Genomic DNA, 14918 nt, shown 5'->3' with positions numbered 1-14918 from the left:
CTGCTCTCTGGTGAACTGTCCAGCAGCAGCAGCAGATCCCCCTGCTACTCCGACGCCTCGGCCGACCGTGGCGCCTTCAGTACTTCCCGCAAAGTGCCGAGGCGTGCCAGCACCTCGTCATAGCCCAAGATGCTCACCGACGACAGGTCTGCCCGGTACCGCAGGAACGACTCGCGTTGCTCAGGGGAGAGCCGAGAGACCTGACCGACGATGACTGCTCCGCGGACCTCGTTCCATGGATCAAGGTCGATTTCGGGCGTCGCCGCGAGTCGCCCCGCGAGGTCCTTCGGTACCGAAGCCAGTTGAGACTGCAACTGACTGACTGCCCCGCTCAATTCTCGGTGCGGCGCGAAGACCGCAGCGGTGCCCTTGCCGCGATACTCTCGGCTGTCCATCAGGTCGGTCTTCGGGGTCTTGATCTCGACGACGAACGCAGTGCGAGTCACCGTGTTGACGCACAAGAAGTCCGCTATACGTGACCCTCGTCCCTCGATGTCCGGCGACTTCACGCGCGCTTGCTGGCGCTCGACCACGATCGGCATCGAGAGGATCTGCTGTAGGGCGAACTGGTTTGTGCTGAAGAAGTCCTGCCAGTGGGACTCGTTCCCAGCGTTGCGGCCATTCATACTCTGCTCAAACTGCTCGATGAGGACCTCCAACGACACGAGCTCGACGCTCTGGCGTAGCCGACCAAAGCGCTCGGGGTTCTCGTGCGCGGCAGTCGGCGCTGCTCGCGTGGCATGCTCGACCAGGGCGGCCCGGTCGCCCGCGTCGACCACGTGACCAGTGAACGCCTCCTCAGTGATAGCGCGGATAACCTCGTTCCTGCCGTATCGCGGCTCGACATGATCCAGGCCGAATAGGTCCGCAACAGCGTTGTGGAGCTCGGCCTCGATCACCCGCCTGGCTGCAGTTTGGGCGCGCGACCGATCACGATCCACGGCCGCGCGGTACCTGTCGAAACGATCGAGAGAGATCCGGAAAGTCACCCCGTCCTCGCTGGCCCCCTCGTCTCCGGCCATCGTGAGTCTGACCGTCGTGCAGGTCGTGCGCGCCTCGATCTCATCGATCAGACCGCGATAGTCCCGCTTCACTCCGAGGCCATACTCGTAGGTGGTCCCGAACCCTCTGGGCAACCCGTTGGCACAGAGCAAGCCGAAACGATCGCCCTCAAACGAGTGGTCAGCCGCATTCCAGGAAGGGCTCTCGATTTGGATCTCGTGGACCCGTTCGAACTGCCCGACCCAGTCGCCGAAGCTGAGTTTCGTCGGGAAGATCCGCACTAGCTCCTGACCTCGGTCAAACCGGAGCATCTCGCGCGGCGCGCGCGTGCCGTCCAACGATGTCCTCGTCAGGACGAGCTCATCCCCGTCGACGCTGGCGTAGATCGCACCGAGCCTGTCCTCGAGTTCAAGGTCGCCGTCGTTGTCCTCTTCGATGACACCATCGTCAAACATCCTGCTGTTCACTCTGCCTCCGTCGTACCCGAGATGGAACCCGCCGTAGTCTGCACCGACCACACCTCGTCGCGCTTTCTCACTTGACCGGCATATAATTGCCCTTCTCTCGAGGTCTAGACGTACAGGATGGAGGTTCCTGGGTCTTCTCGTCGACCAGTTCAGTGGCCGACGAACGCAGCGCCCGGGGAATGCTTGCGGCCACGACGTTCGAGCAGTTCGTAAGCACTCTCGAAGACTTGGTAGGTGATGCTAAGCAGTCCAACCGCGTCGTCTAGTCGGGCAGAGACCAGGTGTCCCGTGCCATCCGAGTTCGGTGTCGCGATCCGTAGGAACGGCCACATGTTCGCATGGGCGTAGCCGCTCGTCTGGTTCCAGTAGCGGACGAGGACCGCCTCGCTAGTGATCGAGCGGGACGGCTCAACTTCGTCGGACTGCTGCAGTGGCTGCACCTTGTCGAGGTATTGTCCCGCCGTGCTAAACAGTTCCCCGTCGCCACGTAGGGATGCCCTCTCGATGCCAAGCGCTCGGAGTTGCTCCTTGACTTGAGCCGGGCCTGCCTTCAATCGGGTCTGCCACCCGGCCCACGTCGCGCTCATCGGGTCCTCCTCGCCGAGCACTTTCAGGGCGTCCTCGACCTCACGGAGCGAGCTTTCGCCATCCTTCAGCATCAGGGACGCGCACCGCGCGAGCCGGTCGTCGCTGGCCGAGGGCTCGAGGAGGTAGAGAGCTTTGCAGGCCGCGATCAGAGCGGTCCGGCTCATCGCTTGCTCCACCCCGAGCGGGTTGAAGGACTTCGTTGCCCGCGCGAGGATGCCGATGGACCGCAGGAACTCATAACTCACTTGCAGGTGGAAGTACGCGCGGTTTCCCGGTTGCAGGGTAGACCTCGCCTCGTCCTGTGCGAGGGATGACCCCTCCTCGATGGGCGGTTCGGCGGCCTGTAGACGGTCATCGTATTTGTGGAGCTGCCTGTAGACGAGGTTCAGGTGGTCGAGCGCGCGCTTCTCGTCGATGGGTGCCACGGTCAGACCGTAGCCGAGGCGGACCGAGACCACTGCACGGATAGGCACGTTGCCTGTGGTGCGTCTGACCCGCGAGGTCTGCCCCTGTGGATGCGGGCCAGATCACCACGTCCAACGCGTCCAGGGAGGCACCAGGACGGCCCAACCCACGCGTAGCCCACCGGGACAGATGAGTGGCCCGTCCATACGAGTGTTGCGCCTAGGGTTCAGCGGACTCCACGGAAGCCGGGGCAGACCACCTCCATCAGGCCTAAGGCGGTTCATGGTCCTAGACCCCTGCCGATACGCTCAGCTCAAACGAGCTTGTCAAATCTGGCCCAGCCCGTCGGGGACCAGTGGAAGATGCCCCCGGCGTTCCAAGTGCTCATGAACCACAGGTGCGTCAACTCTGGTGGTAGGTCGGGCGCGGCATCCGGCAGCGGCGCTGCGGCACGGGCCAGAAGGTCCGACACCGAGAACGGCGCGGACGTGAATCCGGGCATCAAGACGAATAGGTGCCGTTCGGCTCGATCCACGGCTGCAAGTTTGGCGAGGTTGTGCTCCAGGTCGGGTTGACGCACCCAGTGGTTGAACCAGGTCACGAGCTCGTCGCCCGTTTCGCCCGTCAGCCCGCCGGTGAGCGCATGATTGCGATCGATGGTCAAGTAGATGCTGCCGGGAAAGTCCGTGTCCGATCGGTGGGCGTCGACGACACCGAGCCCTTGGAGGAGCGCTCCCGCTTCACGATCACTCGCGTCGGCCTCCAGGCGATACAGCAGACTGGGTGCGCGCTGCTTGAGCTTCTTGACTTTGCAGCGAGGGGCCAGGCTCAGGACCCACCCTCCAGCGATCTCGGTCTCGATCCAGCGCTCCCCGCTGCCGTTGGCCACGTTCCACAACTCGATCGAGGTCGTGTCCGCAGCTGCCGTGATCTCGCAGGCACCGAACCGCACTCCGTCGCGCATCAGATCCATGTCATGCATCGCGGGGCGACTGCCGTCATCGTGCTGACGTGTGACAACGCCAGGCAGTGCCTGTTCGATGCATCTCGCTGCCCAACGCTCCTCGCCCCGTAGTTCCACCACGGGTGCCATCCTGGCCGCCGCAGTGGCCCAGGTCGAGGCCTTCGCAGATGCGTGCCAGGGTGAACTCCCGTGGGTCGACTGGTCAACCGCCCATGACCCGGGTCAAGGTGTAGGTGTGCCCTTCCGGGTCTGCTGCACAGTCAGGTGACACCCGACCGAGCAACAGACGAATCCTGGTTTGCGGCGATCATTCGAGAGCCATCGCGCTTGGCCCGCGCTACGGTCGCTTGCATGTCGACGACACCAGGCGATCGCTTCCCGGGCCTACTCAGCGACGATGCTCGCGATGGCACGCCTGGGCGGCCCGACGGCCTCGACCGCAAGATGTTTGTTGAACACCTATCGGCGCTGCTCGACAACGTCCGTTCACAGAGCGAGTCGACAGTTCTGGCTCTGATCGGCGACTGGGGTTCTGGCAAGAGTTCTGTCCTTGAGATGCTCCGTCGCAGCCTTGAGGATCCATGGCTCGTGGCCACGTTCAACCCGTGGACCTACCCCGACCCGGCGACCCTGCAGCGAGGATTCTTCAACGAGCTCGGAGCCGAGCTACCTGACGAGGACCGCCTAGGCAACGCGCGAGCGAAGGTTGGTGACTTCGCCCGTGCCATAAGCCCTCTCGGCGGGCTGGCCAGCGTCATCGGACTTCAACTTGAGAATCCGCTCAAGGCCGTGGGTGACCTCATCGCGGGTGACACCAGCGCCTCTGCCGCAAAGCGGGCCGCCGAAGTTGCCTTGCGACGGAGCGGTCGCCCCGTACTCATGGTCGTCGATGACTTGGACCGGCTAACACCGGACGAGCTACTCGAGGTCCTCAAGTTGGTCCGGCTCGTAGGCCGGCTCCCCCACGTCTACTACCTGCTTTCCTACGACGAGCGGACGCTCCTAGACGTCCTTCGACGCACTTCGGTGACGGGCGATGACGAGACCCGAGCCCGCGCCTACATGGAGAAGATCGTGCAGGTCCGGCTCGACATGCCCACTCTGCGCTACGCCCAACGTTCCGCCCTCCTTGAAGCCGGGATAGAGCAGGTCGGAAGCCAGGTGGACCTTCAACTATCCGAGGACGACGAACGACGACTCGGTGAGATCTACTTCTCTGTCCTGGACCGGCGCCTCGCGACGCCACGCGCAGTCAACCGGTTCCTCGGACAGGTCCAGGCCTTCTATCCCCTGCTTCACGGGGAGGTTGACTTCGTTGACTTCTTTCTGGTGACATGGCTTCGCACCCAGGAGCCAGGCGTCTACCGGATGTTGCAGAGCCACCGAGATGAGTTGCTTCGTGTCGGAGTGGCCAGCTTCACTGTCAACCAGAATGCCTCCGCACAGCAAGAGCGCCGCGAGAAGTGGCACGAGCGACTCGCCACCGCCCACGTGAAGAATGTGGACGTCGTTGGAGTCGTCAAGGTTCTCTCGACGCTGTTCCCTGAACTCGAAGCCGCGTTCTCCAACTTCCAACAGTTCGCCCAAGCCGGACAGCGAGCAACCCCGAAGGCGATCAGCGACCCCGACTACTTCGACAGATACGTAAGCTTCGGAGTCCCGATGGAGGACGTGTCCGATTCTGACGTCCTCGACGCCCTCGACGACCTAGCGAGAGGTGAACAGGGCCCGGCCAGCAGACGCCTCGCCGAGGAGGTCGCCGGCAACGCGGCGCGTATCATGCGCAAACTAGACGCCTTGAGGCAGTCTGGCCGGGCCCTGCCCGAGCGGTCACTTTTCGAACTGATCACACGGAACGCATCGTCCATCGACCGTAGACGCACCAGCATGTTCGATGACCCGTGGCGGTCTGCGGTGTTCGGTGGGGCTTCGTGTCTTGGCGCGATGGGCAGCGAGTCAGCAGCGGAAACAGTTGGTCTCCTGGCCGCCGAGCCCGATCTCGAGGAGTACGTCGTTGAGGCCGTCTGGTTCCTGCTGCGTAGCGGGAGCGATCCGGATCGGTCGCGGGTATCCAATGACTACGACCTGGACGCAGTTGCCCGCGCTGCCGCCGCAGCTCTCAAGGCATCCCGCGGGACGCAACCGCCAGAGAACCCGCTCGACGAGGGCGCACTGACGAGCTTCTGGACATGGCGAGCCCTCGACACGAAGGAGGCTGACGCGTGGTTCCGACAGCAGGTTGATTCCGGACGGTGGTCGCTGGTCGACGCTCTCGGAGCGCTCACGACCACAGCTGTGTCCATCGGAGCAGGCACACCTGAGACGAGCATCAGCGAGTTTGATATCCAGGCCGCAGACGAAATCTTCGGCTTAGAAGCAATCTACTCGGATGCGTCGGCTGACATCGACGCGGCCACACCACCGGGCGGCGGCACATTCCGTGTGCCAGCCACCCGAGACAACAGGATTCGACACTCCCTACTCGCGCTGAAACAGTCCCGCGAACAGCCATCCCCGCAGCCACCCCAGAAGGAGTGACCCTCTACCTGGGGGAGTCTGGGCTCCGCTGCACGGTCAGGTGACACCCGACCGTGCAGCAGTCTCTCAGAGCCGTCACCGGGGTGTCGCTGTTGGAGCAGCGGCACCCCATTTTGCGCTCTCACGCAGGCTCTGCCACCACCATGGTGGCTCTCTGAGCCTAGACCTGATCGATCGAGAGTGGAAGAGTTGTTTCGTCCACCTCTACCAGGGCACTTGCTGACATGATCAGGCAAACATCGTTCGCACGGGGACAGTTTCGTCTCAGATCAACGGTGCCGAGAGAATCCGCCCCTGACCAGGCCCTACGCGCCTTAGACCGACCGCCCGGAGCCGACATGCTGAACGCCGAGCAACTTGAGGTGCCGATGCGATGCATGGAGCCCAGGTGCACGAAGCTCTGCGAGCTCTCCCAGACCGGACGTCCTGGCGCCTTCTGCAGCTCTGCGTGCCGCAATCGGTACCACCGTCAACGAGCGACCTTGCTTGATGACCTCGACGTGGTCGACGACGCTCTAGCCCGGGCCCCCAAGAAGGAACGGCCCGAGCTCCTCCGACGGCGCACCGCCCTGCGCTTCCACCTTTATCGCTACCCACCCCTGCTCACCACGCACCAAGAAGTCGAAGCACGGGGTCCTGCAGCAGAGGGCTGAGTCGAGAATGTTCGCGGCGCGCATCGCACGGCCGAAGCCATACACCAGGGCCTTGTCCAGCGTCCGAGCGATTAGTGATTTCGCCCCCCGCCCCCGGGCAGGGGCCCGTTCACGCCGATAGCGTGAGTCGGGAGTCCGCCGCACTCCGCATGCCAAGCGATCGGAGGATCCGATGAGGGCTGGCGTAGCCTGCACCTCCATCGTGGCCATCGGCCTCGCGCTCGCTGGCTGCGACTCGGAACCGCCGACGTCGTCTGCGACGCCCGAACCGATATCCACATCGACGGAGGCTGGACCTACCCGGATGAGCCCGGGGAGCGGTGTGCTCCTCCCCGAGAACTCTCTGGACCAGCACGTCGACGAACCCTTGCCGACAGCGGACGCGGGCGCCGACCGACCAACGGCCGAGCCTTCACCGGAACTCGATGAGCCCGACGATGACTCCGGACCGGACCTGGACCCTGACGCCGAAGCTGATGAAATCTGCCGCCAGGCAAGCAACGCGCTCAGGGCGCCCCCGACTGCCGACGCCAGGGGCCTGCGTGCTCTCGCCTCGTCCTTCCAGATGGCAGTCAGCGCCGGGGGCAACTGGCCGACGACGAACATCCGACTCACCACGGTCCGAAGCGAAGCCTCAAGCGTGGCCTGGGCCCTAAACGACGCTGCCCGCATAGCCGAAGACCTCGAACGAGCCCGCGACTTCCCCGAACTGATCTCCGCCGTGACGGAGCACGACCTCGACACTGCTCTACAGCGGGCAGATACCGCCATCGGAAGGCTCAACACTCACTGTTGAGGGCCGTCCGTCAGAGCAAGGCGTACCAGCGGGATCGCCAGGTCCGGGCTGCCAGCGGACCCCGAATGACGTCATGTAAAGGTCGAGCAAGACTCAAGCCCGAACCATGTTACATAGGTGAGGGTTTGTGAAATCTAGGTTGCACGTCGACATAGGTCCTCGTCACACCTGCATGTCAACGAACCGCGAGTAGTGCCCCTGGAACGCTACGGTGATCGTGTCGGTCGGGCCGTTACGGTGCTTTGCAACAATCAGGTCTGCCTCCCCAGCGCGCGGTGACTCCTTTTCATAGGCGTCCTCGCGGTGCAGCAGGATCACCATGTCGGCGTCCTGCTCGATGCTGTTGTGGACAGCGATGCCGTTCGCGACAAAATTATGAGTATCCAGGACCGTCGCGTCGAATACCTGCTTCTCCCCGACCGGCTCGATCTCGACGACCTCGTCCCACAGGAGATCGTTCACCGCCATCATCTCTAGCTCTTCACTCTCGAGGACGGTCGCGATCTTCCCCAACCGCTGACGGGACGGCGAGCGCTTCCAGAGCGTGCTGCCGCAAAACTGGGTGCCGATCGCCTCAGCAAACTGGCGATGCGTCATTCCTCGCTCCACGAGAAGGTCCCGCACGTCGTCCCAGACCTGACGCGGCACGGTGTCGATATTGGTGTTCGCCTGCGTCTCGCGGATGATCTCTAGCAGCCTCTCTGCGATGTCCCCGCGGTCGCCGTGCACACCGATCTCCTGGAGGAAGCGGCGCTGGTCGTCAACGCCGCTGACGTCCAGTGTGTAACCCTGCCGGTAGGCGCCCTTCAGTGTCGTCCGGCGCACACGCGTCGAGATCCCGAAGCGGAGCAGCAGCCGAGACAGGCCGTCAACCAGCTCGCGCGACGTCGACGCGTAGTAGATCCGCCCGCTGCGACCGTTCTTGTTGATCGTCACTGAGCCGTCGGTCGCCCAGATGTGCTTGATGAAGAGCGCGATCTGATGCTTCGGCAGGTGGAAGACGCTCGATGGAACGAACTTCTGGTGGCTCCGCGCACCGAACAGACCCATGTCGTCGAGCCATTCGGCGATAGGATTCCGCCGGCCTCGAGCAAGACGGTAGGGCGCCGGCAGGCGCAGCGTCGTCACGCGTGCGGCGGCGTACTCGTCACGGATGGTTGTGATCCCAAAGGCTTCCGCCGCGTCCGTCACGGCCGAGAGGTTGCGCTCGTCGATCGACGCGTAGCGGATGGGCTGCCGCTTGACGAATGATCCGTCTCCGAGCAGGTGCGCAAGCATGACGACCTTGCGGTCGTCCCACTCGATGTTCTGCTCCGGCCCAGGCACATGGCGCGGCACTCCGAGGCGAGCGCCGACCTCGAGCTCGCCGAGCGGCGTCCAGCCCTCGTAGGTGAGGAACGGGTGGTTCGCCGTGGCCTCGATCTGCTTACCGGAGGCGAGACGCAGCCGGTAGACCTGCTTCACTCCCGTCGGGAAGACGTGCGTGAGGTGACGTCGCACGTACTGCAGCCGCTCATTGAGCGCCCAGACCGGGACGTCCTTCGCGTTCAGCGCGAAGAGCTCGCCCATCGTGGTCTCAGCGCCGGTGTCGGCGCGGAGGATCTTGGTGTCTTCGGTGAGACAGCCCGACTCACGAAGATCCGACATCGCCGGCTTCTTGTCCTGCCGCTGTTCCGGACCACGGTTCAACTGCGACAGCGCGATCACAGGAACCTCGATCTCCTTCGCCAGCAGCTTCAGAGCACGCGAGAACTCGGAGACCTCCTGCTGCCGTGATTCGACCTTCTTGCCGGACGTCATCAGCTGCAGGTAGTCGATGACGACCAGCTCGAGGTCGTGCTTCTGCTTGAGCCGCCGGCACTTGGCGCGGATCTCGGTCAGCGACATGTTGGGCGAGTCGTCGATGAACAGCGGCGCCTCGGACACCTTGCCCATGACCTTGGCGAGCTTCTGCCAGTCGTCGTCACCGAGCGAGCCGTTGCGGAGCTTCTGCAGGTGCACGCGCGCCTCGGCGGAGAGCAGACGCATCGTAATCTCGTTGCGGCTCATCTCGAGCGAGAAGACGACGGACGTCTTCTGGTGCTTGATGGACGCCGACCGTGCGATGTCGATGGCGAGCGTCGAGTTGTGCGTCGGGATCTTCGCCGCCGACGCAAGGTACAGATGCTCCGGGTGGTCGATCTCCACACAGCGTACGGGCCGCGAATCGACCGCCACGACGTCGACGATCTTCCAGGCGGCGCCGGGCCGCGCCACCGAGTGCGCAACGCCCGCACGCATCGACGCAAGGATGTCCTCCGTCGTCCGCACCGCGGCGTCAGCGGGCTTCCCCGACGTGCTCGTCACCCACTCGTGCCAGGCGTCCGCGACGATCGTCGTGCCGTCGTCGAACACCACCTCGTAGCAGGGCCTGCCGGTCATGACCTCGGTGGCGCGCACCACGCGCGTCGGCGTCCCGTCCGCGGCGATCAGCTCGTCCCCGACGGCGACGTCGCCCATCGTGGTCCAGCCGGTCGGCGTCGGCAGCGGGGTGTCGAGGGCGAGCGCCTTACCCATGGCCGGTCGCGCCGCGACCACGATCATCTGCCCAGGGTGCAGCCCGTTCGTCAGCCGGTCGAGGTCGGCGAACCCGGTCGGCACGCCGACCATGCCCTCGCCCCGGTTGCCCGCGGCCTCGATCTCGTCCATCGCGCCGCCGATGATGTCGGCGAGCGGTGCGTAGTCTTCGGACGTCTTGCGCTCGGTGACCGCGTAGATCTCGGCCTGGGCGTTGTTGACGACCGCGTCGACGTCGCCGCCGTCGGTCGCGTATCCGAGCTGGACGATCTTGGTCCCCGCCTCGACGAGCCGCCGGAGGACGGCCCGCTCCTGCACGATGCGCGCGTAGTAGCCGGCGTTGGCCGCCGTCGGCACGCCGGCCATGAGGTCGTGGATGTAGGAGGCGCCGCCGATCCGCCCGATCTCGCCCCGCTTGGTCAGCTCGGCGACCACGGTGATCGCGTCGGCGGGCTCACCGCGGCCGTACAGGTCGATGATCGCGTCGTAGATCGCCTCGTGCACCGGGCGGTAGAAGTCGACGCCGCGGATCTGCTCGACCACGTCGGCGATCGCGTCCTTCGACAGGAGCATGCCGCCGAGCACGCTCATCTCGGCCTCGACGTCCTGCGGAGGGGTGCGGTCGAAGCTCCCGCGCGACGAGTAGTTCGCCTCCAGCTCGTCGATCGACATGTCTCCCACCTCCCCCGGCTCCCACCGGCACCACGACCCGAACCCGGGCGAATCGACCGGTCCTCAGCACCTTGTTCTACAGTCCACCTCTGACACTCGGGACGACGCTAGGCGCGCCCGGTACGGTGCGCAAAAGACTCTGTGGACACATCTGTGGACAGGGTTGTGGAAGACTGCCCAGTCCTGTGCACCGGTGGTGGACAACCCTGTGCACAACTGGGGACATCTCCTGTGTACAACTCAAGATATGGCTGTGACCTGCAGCAACGCTGTTCCCAGCCTGTGGAGAAAAGAAAGGTGGGGTGAGTTGCGCCGCATCGACCGCGAGATCCTCGCGCTCGCCTGGCCGGCCCTCGGGGCGCTCGTCGCGGAGCCGCTGTTCGTGCTCGTCGACAGCGCCGTCGTCGGCCACCTCGGCACCGCCCAGCTCGCCGGGCTATCCCTCGCCTCGACGCTCCTCATCACCCTCGTCGGGCTCTGCGTCTTCCTCGCCTACGCGACCACCGCCGCCGTGGCGCGCCGCCTCGGCGCCGGGGCGGACCGCGAGGCTCTCCAGTCCGGCGTCGACGGCATGTGGCTCGCCCTGCTCCTCGGCACGGTCCTCGCCGCCGCCCTCCTCCTCGCCGCCCCGTGGGCGGTCAGCGCCATGGGCGCCTCCGACGACGTCGCCGCGCACGCCGTCACCTACCTGCGGTGGTCCGCCCCCGGCCTGCCGGGGATGCTGCTCGTGCTCGCCACCACGGGCGTGCTCCGCGGTCTGCAGGACACCCGCACACCCCTGTGGGTGGCCTCCGGCGGAGCGGTCTTCAACGCCGTCGGGTCGGTGACGCTCGTGTACGGCCTGGGGATGGGCATCGCGGGCTCGGCCCTGGCGACGACGACGGCGCAGCTGCTGATGGCGGCCGTGCTCGCCGCCGTCGTCGTCGCCGGAGCCCGGCGGCGCGGTGCGTCCCTGCGTCCGCACCACGCGGGGATCTGGGCCAACGCCGTCGCCGGGGCGCCGCTGTTCGTCCGCACCGTCTCGCTGCGGCTCGCGATCCTGCTGACGGTGTGGACGGCGACCTCGCTCGGCGCGGTGGCCCTCGCCGGGCACCAGGTCATCAACAGCCTGTGGGGACTGGCGGCGTTCGCCCTCGACGCCCTGGCGATCGCCGCCCAGGCGCTGGTCGGGCACGGCCTCGGGTCAGGCGACGTCGAGCGGGTCCGGGCCGTGCTGCGGCGCTGCCTGCAGTGGGGCGTCGGCGCCGGGATCGTGATCGGCCTGGTCTTCGCGGCGTCGGGCTGGTGGATCGCGCCCCTGTTCTCCCCCGACCCCGACGTGCGCCTCGCGGTCGCGGCGGGACTGGCCGTGTGCGGCGTCCTCATGCCGATGGCCGGCTGGGTGTTCGTCCTCGACGGCGTGCTCATCGGCGCGGGCGACGGCCGCTACCTCGCGTGGGCCGGGATGCTCACCCTCGTGCTGTACGTCCCGTGCGCGCTGGCGGTCCGGGCGTGGGCCCCCGACGGCGCCGTCGGGCTCGCGTGGCTGTGGGCGGCCTTCGCCGGGGTCTTCATGCTCGCGCGGGCGCTGACCACGGGGCTGCGGGCGCGCGGCGACCGGTGGATGGTCACGGGCGTCTGAGCGCCCCTCTCGTTCGGCACATCCTGCCTCGTTCGGCAGTTGGAACTGCCGAACGAGGCAGGAAGTGCCGAATGAGCCACCGACCCCGGCGTCATCGCGGCCGGGGCAGCAAGGGATTCTTGCGCGCAGCGCGCCGCACATCGCCAGGAAAGCGCGCCAGCAGACGATCGGCCACCGCCTGCGGGTCCGGAGCATCCTTCGACGTCACGTGGAGCGGCTGGATGCCGGTGGCCTCCGCGATGGCATCGGACCGCCGCTTCTCGTCGATCCGTGCCCGGTCCGGGTCGTGGTCCGTGCCGAGCGCGCCGGTCCGGTACTTCACGAGGCCGTCGAACTCGACGAGCACCCGGTGGTCCTCCCAGCCCAGGTCCACCCGGAAGCGGCCGAGCGCGGTGCGCACCGGCACCTGCGTCCGTGGCCGCGGCAGTCCCGCCCAGTGGGCCACGTAGCGCAACCACGACTCCCAGGGACTCTCGGCGCCTGGATCTGCCAGCTCGAGGACGAGGAGCGCACGCCGGACGCCTCGCGCACGCGACCTGACGAGCTCCGCCGTCCTGTCGCGGTCGAGACCCCGCGCCATGGCGGCGTCGGCGACCACCAGGGCGTCGAGCGGGGGCAGCGTCGTCGCGCAGTCGGCCACCGTCCGTTCCAGGGTAGTGACCGGCAGGCCGAGCACCTCGCAGCCATCGGCCGGGCGCCCCTCGACGAAGTGCCGGCGTACGTCCCGGGCCGCCCGCGACGACGCTCGATAGGTCTGCAGCACGTGCGTCTCCGAGGGCAGGCGCCACAGGGGCAGACCGTGCAGCATCGCCGCCGTCTGGTGGCTGAACCAGTGCGCCGACCGGAGCTGGCGTCCCAGGGCACGCGCTCGGTCGACCTGGAGCCAGCGTGCGGCGGACCAGCTGTCCGGTCCGCCGCTGCCGTCGTCGGGCACCACGCGGTACGCACCGCGCCGGATCCGTTCGATCTCGCCCGCACGGCGCGCGGTGCGCAGCGCGGTGGGCAGGTGCTCACGGGCGACGAGGATCTCGGTCGGCATGCTCCCAGCCTGGCGCCGGGGCACGGTCCCCGTGCCGGCTGTCCACAGGCTCGTCCCCTCGTTCGGCACTTCGTGCCGCGTTCGGCAGTTGGAACTGCCGAACAAAGCAGGAACTGCCGAACGCGCTCCCCTGCGGCATGCAGAAGGCCCCGGTCCTGCTCGCTGGGCGAGCGGGACCGGGGCCTCCGACGGTCTAGACCGGCGTCAGCCGGCGACGACCTCGAGCTCGATCTTGGCCGACACCTCGGGGTGGAGGCGGATCGACGCGGTGTGCACACCGGTCGACTTGATCGGCTGGCCGATCTCGATCTTGCGCTTGTCGACCGACGGGCCACCGGCGGACTTCACCGCAGCGGCGATGTCGGCCGTGGTGACCGCACCGAAGAGACGGCCGGACTCGCCGGAGTGCGCCTCGATCGTGTAGGTCTTCGACTGGATCGAGGCCGCAGCGGCCTCGGCGTCCTCACGCGTGGAGATCTCGCGGGCCTTGCGGGCCTTGCGGATCGCCGAGACCTGGGACTCGGCGCCCTTGGTCCACGGCGTGGCGAGCGAGCGCGGGATGAGGAAGTTACGGGCGTACCCGTCCTTCACCTCGACGACGTCCCCGGGCTCACCGAGACCGGTGACCTCGTGGGTCAGGATCAGCTTTGCCATGATCTGGATCCTTTCCGGTCAGCGGGCCGACGACGAGTACGGCAGGAGTGCCATCTCGCGGGCGTTCTTGACGGCCTTGGCGATCTGGCGCTGCTCCTGGACGGAGACGCCGGTGACCCGACGCGCGCGGATCTTGCCACGGTCGGAGATGAACTTGCGCAGCAGGGCGGTGTCCTTGTAGTCCACCGTCTCGACCTTCGCCGCCTTCAGCGGGTTGGCCTTCTTCTTGGGCTTGCGCACCACAGGCTTGGCCATGGTGAGTGCTCCTTACTCAGGATCGCCCCGGCCGGTACGTACCGCCGGGACAGGGATGATCTGGGGGTTGAGCGACGATCAGAACGGGGGCTCGTCCGAGAACCCGCCGCCGGACGACGCCGGGCCGGCCGTGGCCCAGGGGTCGTTCTGCTGCTGACCGCCGCCGGAGGAACCGAAACCGCCGCCCTGGCCGCCGCCGGGCTGGCCACCGGGGCCACCGGCGTTGCCGCCGTAGCCCCCGCCGCCGCCGAAGCCGCCACCGCCACCGGAGCGCTGGGCACGAGTGACCTTGGCCGAGGCGAACCTCAGGGCCGGGCCGATCTCGTCCACCTGCAGCTCGACGACGGTGCGCTTCTCGCCCTCGCGGGTCTCGTACGACCGCTGCGTCAGACGGCCCTGCGCGATGACGCGCATGCCCTTCGTCAGCGACTCGGCGACGTTCTCCGCGGCCTCACGCCAGATGGAGCAGCGCAGGAACAGCGCCTCCCCGTCCTTCCACTCGTTCGACTGCCGGTCGAACGTGCGGGGCGTGGACGCGATCGTGAAGTTGGCAACGGCAGCACCCGACGGGGTGAAGCGCAGCTCCGGGTCCGCAGTCAGGTTTCCGACGACCGTGATGACGGTCTCACCAGCCATGCCAAGCTCCTTCGTTCGTCCGCGAGATTCGGCTGTACTCGACTTCCAGGGAAGATCCCATCACGAGCCTCC

Annotated in this window: 11 protein-coding genes; 3 read left to right on the top strand and 8 right to left on the bottom strand. The window is 66.6% G+C overall.

Annotated features, from left to right (window positions below; all coding sequences use genetic code 11):
- Positions 1-44: 44 nt before the first annotated feature.
- The 3 genes from BCL65_RS05230 to BCL65_RS05220 all read right to left on the bottom strand — a co-directional run bounded on the left by BCL65_RS05230 (position 45) and on the right by BCL65_RS05220 (position 3435).
- The gene (locus BCL65_RS05230; RefSeq protein WP_125206449.1) at positions 45-1469 is read right to left on the bottom strand and encodes a Shedu anti-phage system protein SduA domain-containing protein; all 1425 of its coding nucleotides are present in this window, start codon (positions 1467-1469) and stop codon (positions 45-47) included.
- Between the two features lie 149 nt (positions 1470-1618).
- The gene (locus BCL65_RS05225; RefSeq protein ID WP_125206450.1) at positions 1619-2482 is read right to left on the bottom strand and encodes a hypothetical protein; all 864 of its coding nucleotides are present in this window, start codon (positions 2480-2482) and stop codon (positions 1619-1621) included.
- 293 nt (positions 2483-2775) lie between these two features.
- Positions 2776-3435 carry a hypothetical protein gene (locus tag BCL65_RS05220; RefSeq protein WP_125206451.1) on the bottom strand — a complete coding sequence of 220 codons (660 nt, stop codon included), beginning with the start codon at positions 3433-3435 and terminating at the stop codon, positions 2776-2778.
- A 342-nt stretch (positions 3436-3777) separates the two neighbouring features.
- Here BCL65_RS05220 and BCL65_RS05215 point away from each other — a divergent pair, with 342 nt between their 5' ends.
- Both BCL65_RS05215 and BCL65_RS05205 read left to right on the top strand, forming a co-directional pair.
- Positions 3778-5964 (top strand): KAP family P-loop NTPase fold protein, encoded by a 2187-nt coding sequence (locus BCL65_RS05215; protein WP_106265827.1) that lies wholly within the window; start codon positions 3778-3780, stop codon positions 5962-5964.
- Between the two features lie 855 nt (positions 5965-6819).
- On the top strand, positions 6820-7413 hold the full coding sequence (locus tag BCL65_RS05205; protein WP_125206452.1) for a hypothetical protein: 594 nt from the start codon (positions 6820-6822) through the stop codon (positions 7411-7413).
- A 162-nt stretch (positions 7414-7575) separates the two neighbouring features.
- Here the strand turns inward: BCL65_RS05205 and BCL65_RS05200 are convergent, their stop codons facing one another.
- The gene (locus tag BCL65_RS05200) at positions 7576-10641 is read right to left on the bottom strand and encodes a replicative DNA helicase (RefSeq protein WP_106265822.1); all 3066 of its coding nucleotides are present in this window, start codon (positions 10639-10641) and stop codon (positions 7576-7578) included.
- A 307-nt stretch (positions 10642-10948) separates the two neighbouring features.
- Between BCL65_RS05200 and BCL65_RS05195 the strand changes: the two genes are divergently transcribed.
- The gene (locus tag BCL65_RS05195) at positions 10949-12262 is read left to right on the top strand and encodes an MATE family efflux transporter (RefSeq protein ID WP_243400751.1); all 1314 of its coding nucleotides are present in this window, start codon (positions 10949-10951) and stop codon (positions 12260-12262) included.
- Positions 12263-12353: 91 nt separating this feature from the next.
- Here the strand turns inward: BCL65_RS05195 and BCL65_RS05190 are convergent, their stop codons facing one another.
- The 4 genes from BCL65_RS05190 to BCL65_RS05175 form a co-directional block, all read right to left on the bottom strand.
- A complete protein-coding gene (locus BCL65_RS05190; RefSeq protein WP_243400752.1) occupies positions 12354-13301 on the bottom strand; it encodes a hypothetical protein in 948 nt (315 codons plus the stop codon).
- 204 nt (positions 13302-13505) lie between these two features.
- Entirely contained in the window at positions 13506-13955 is a 450-nt protein-coding gene (rplI, locus tag BCL65_RS05185; RefSeq protein WP_106265818.1) for a 50S ribosomal protein L9, read from the bottom strand.
- 18 nt (positions 13956-13973) lie between these two features.
- The gene (gene rpsR, locus BCL65_RS05180; protein WP_106265817.1) at positions 13974-14210 is read right to left on the bottom strand and encodes a 30S ribosomal protein S18; all 237 of its coding nucleotides are present in this window, start codon (positions 14208-14210) and stop codon (positions 13974-13976) included.
- Between the two features lie 78 nt (positions 14211-14288).
- Positions 14289-14846 carry a single-stranded DNA-binding protein gene (locus tag BCL65_RS05175; protein ID WP_106265815.1) on the bottom strand — a complete coding sequence of 186 codons (558 nt, stop codon included), beginning with the start codon at positions 14844-14846 and terminating at the stop codon, positions 14289-14291.
- Between the last annotated feature and the right edge of the window lie 72 nt (positions 14847-14918).

The organism is Isoptericola halotolerans (assembly GCF_003003075.1).
GTDB lineage: Bacteria > Actinomycetota > Actinomycetes > Actinomycetales > Cellulomonadaceae > Isoptericola > Isoptericola halotolerans_A.
Note: the sequence above shows the minus strand (reverse complement) of the source record. Positions and strands in the feature narration are given on the sequence as shown.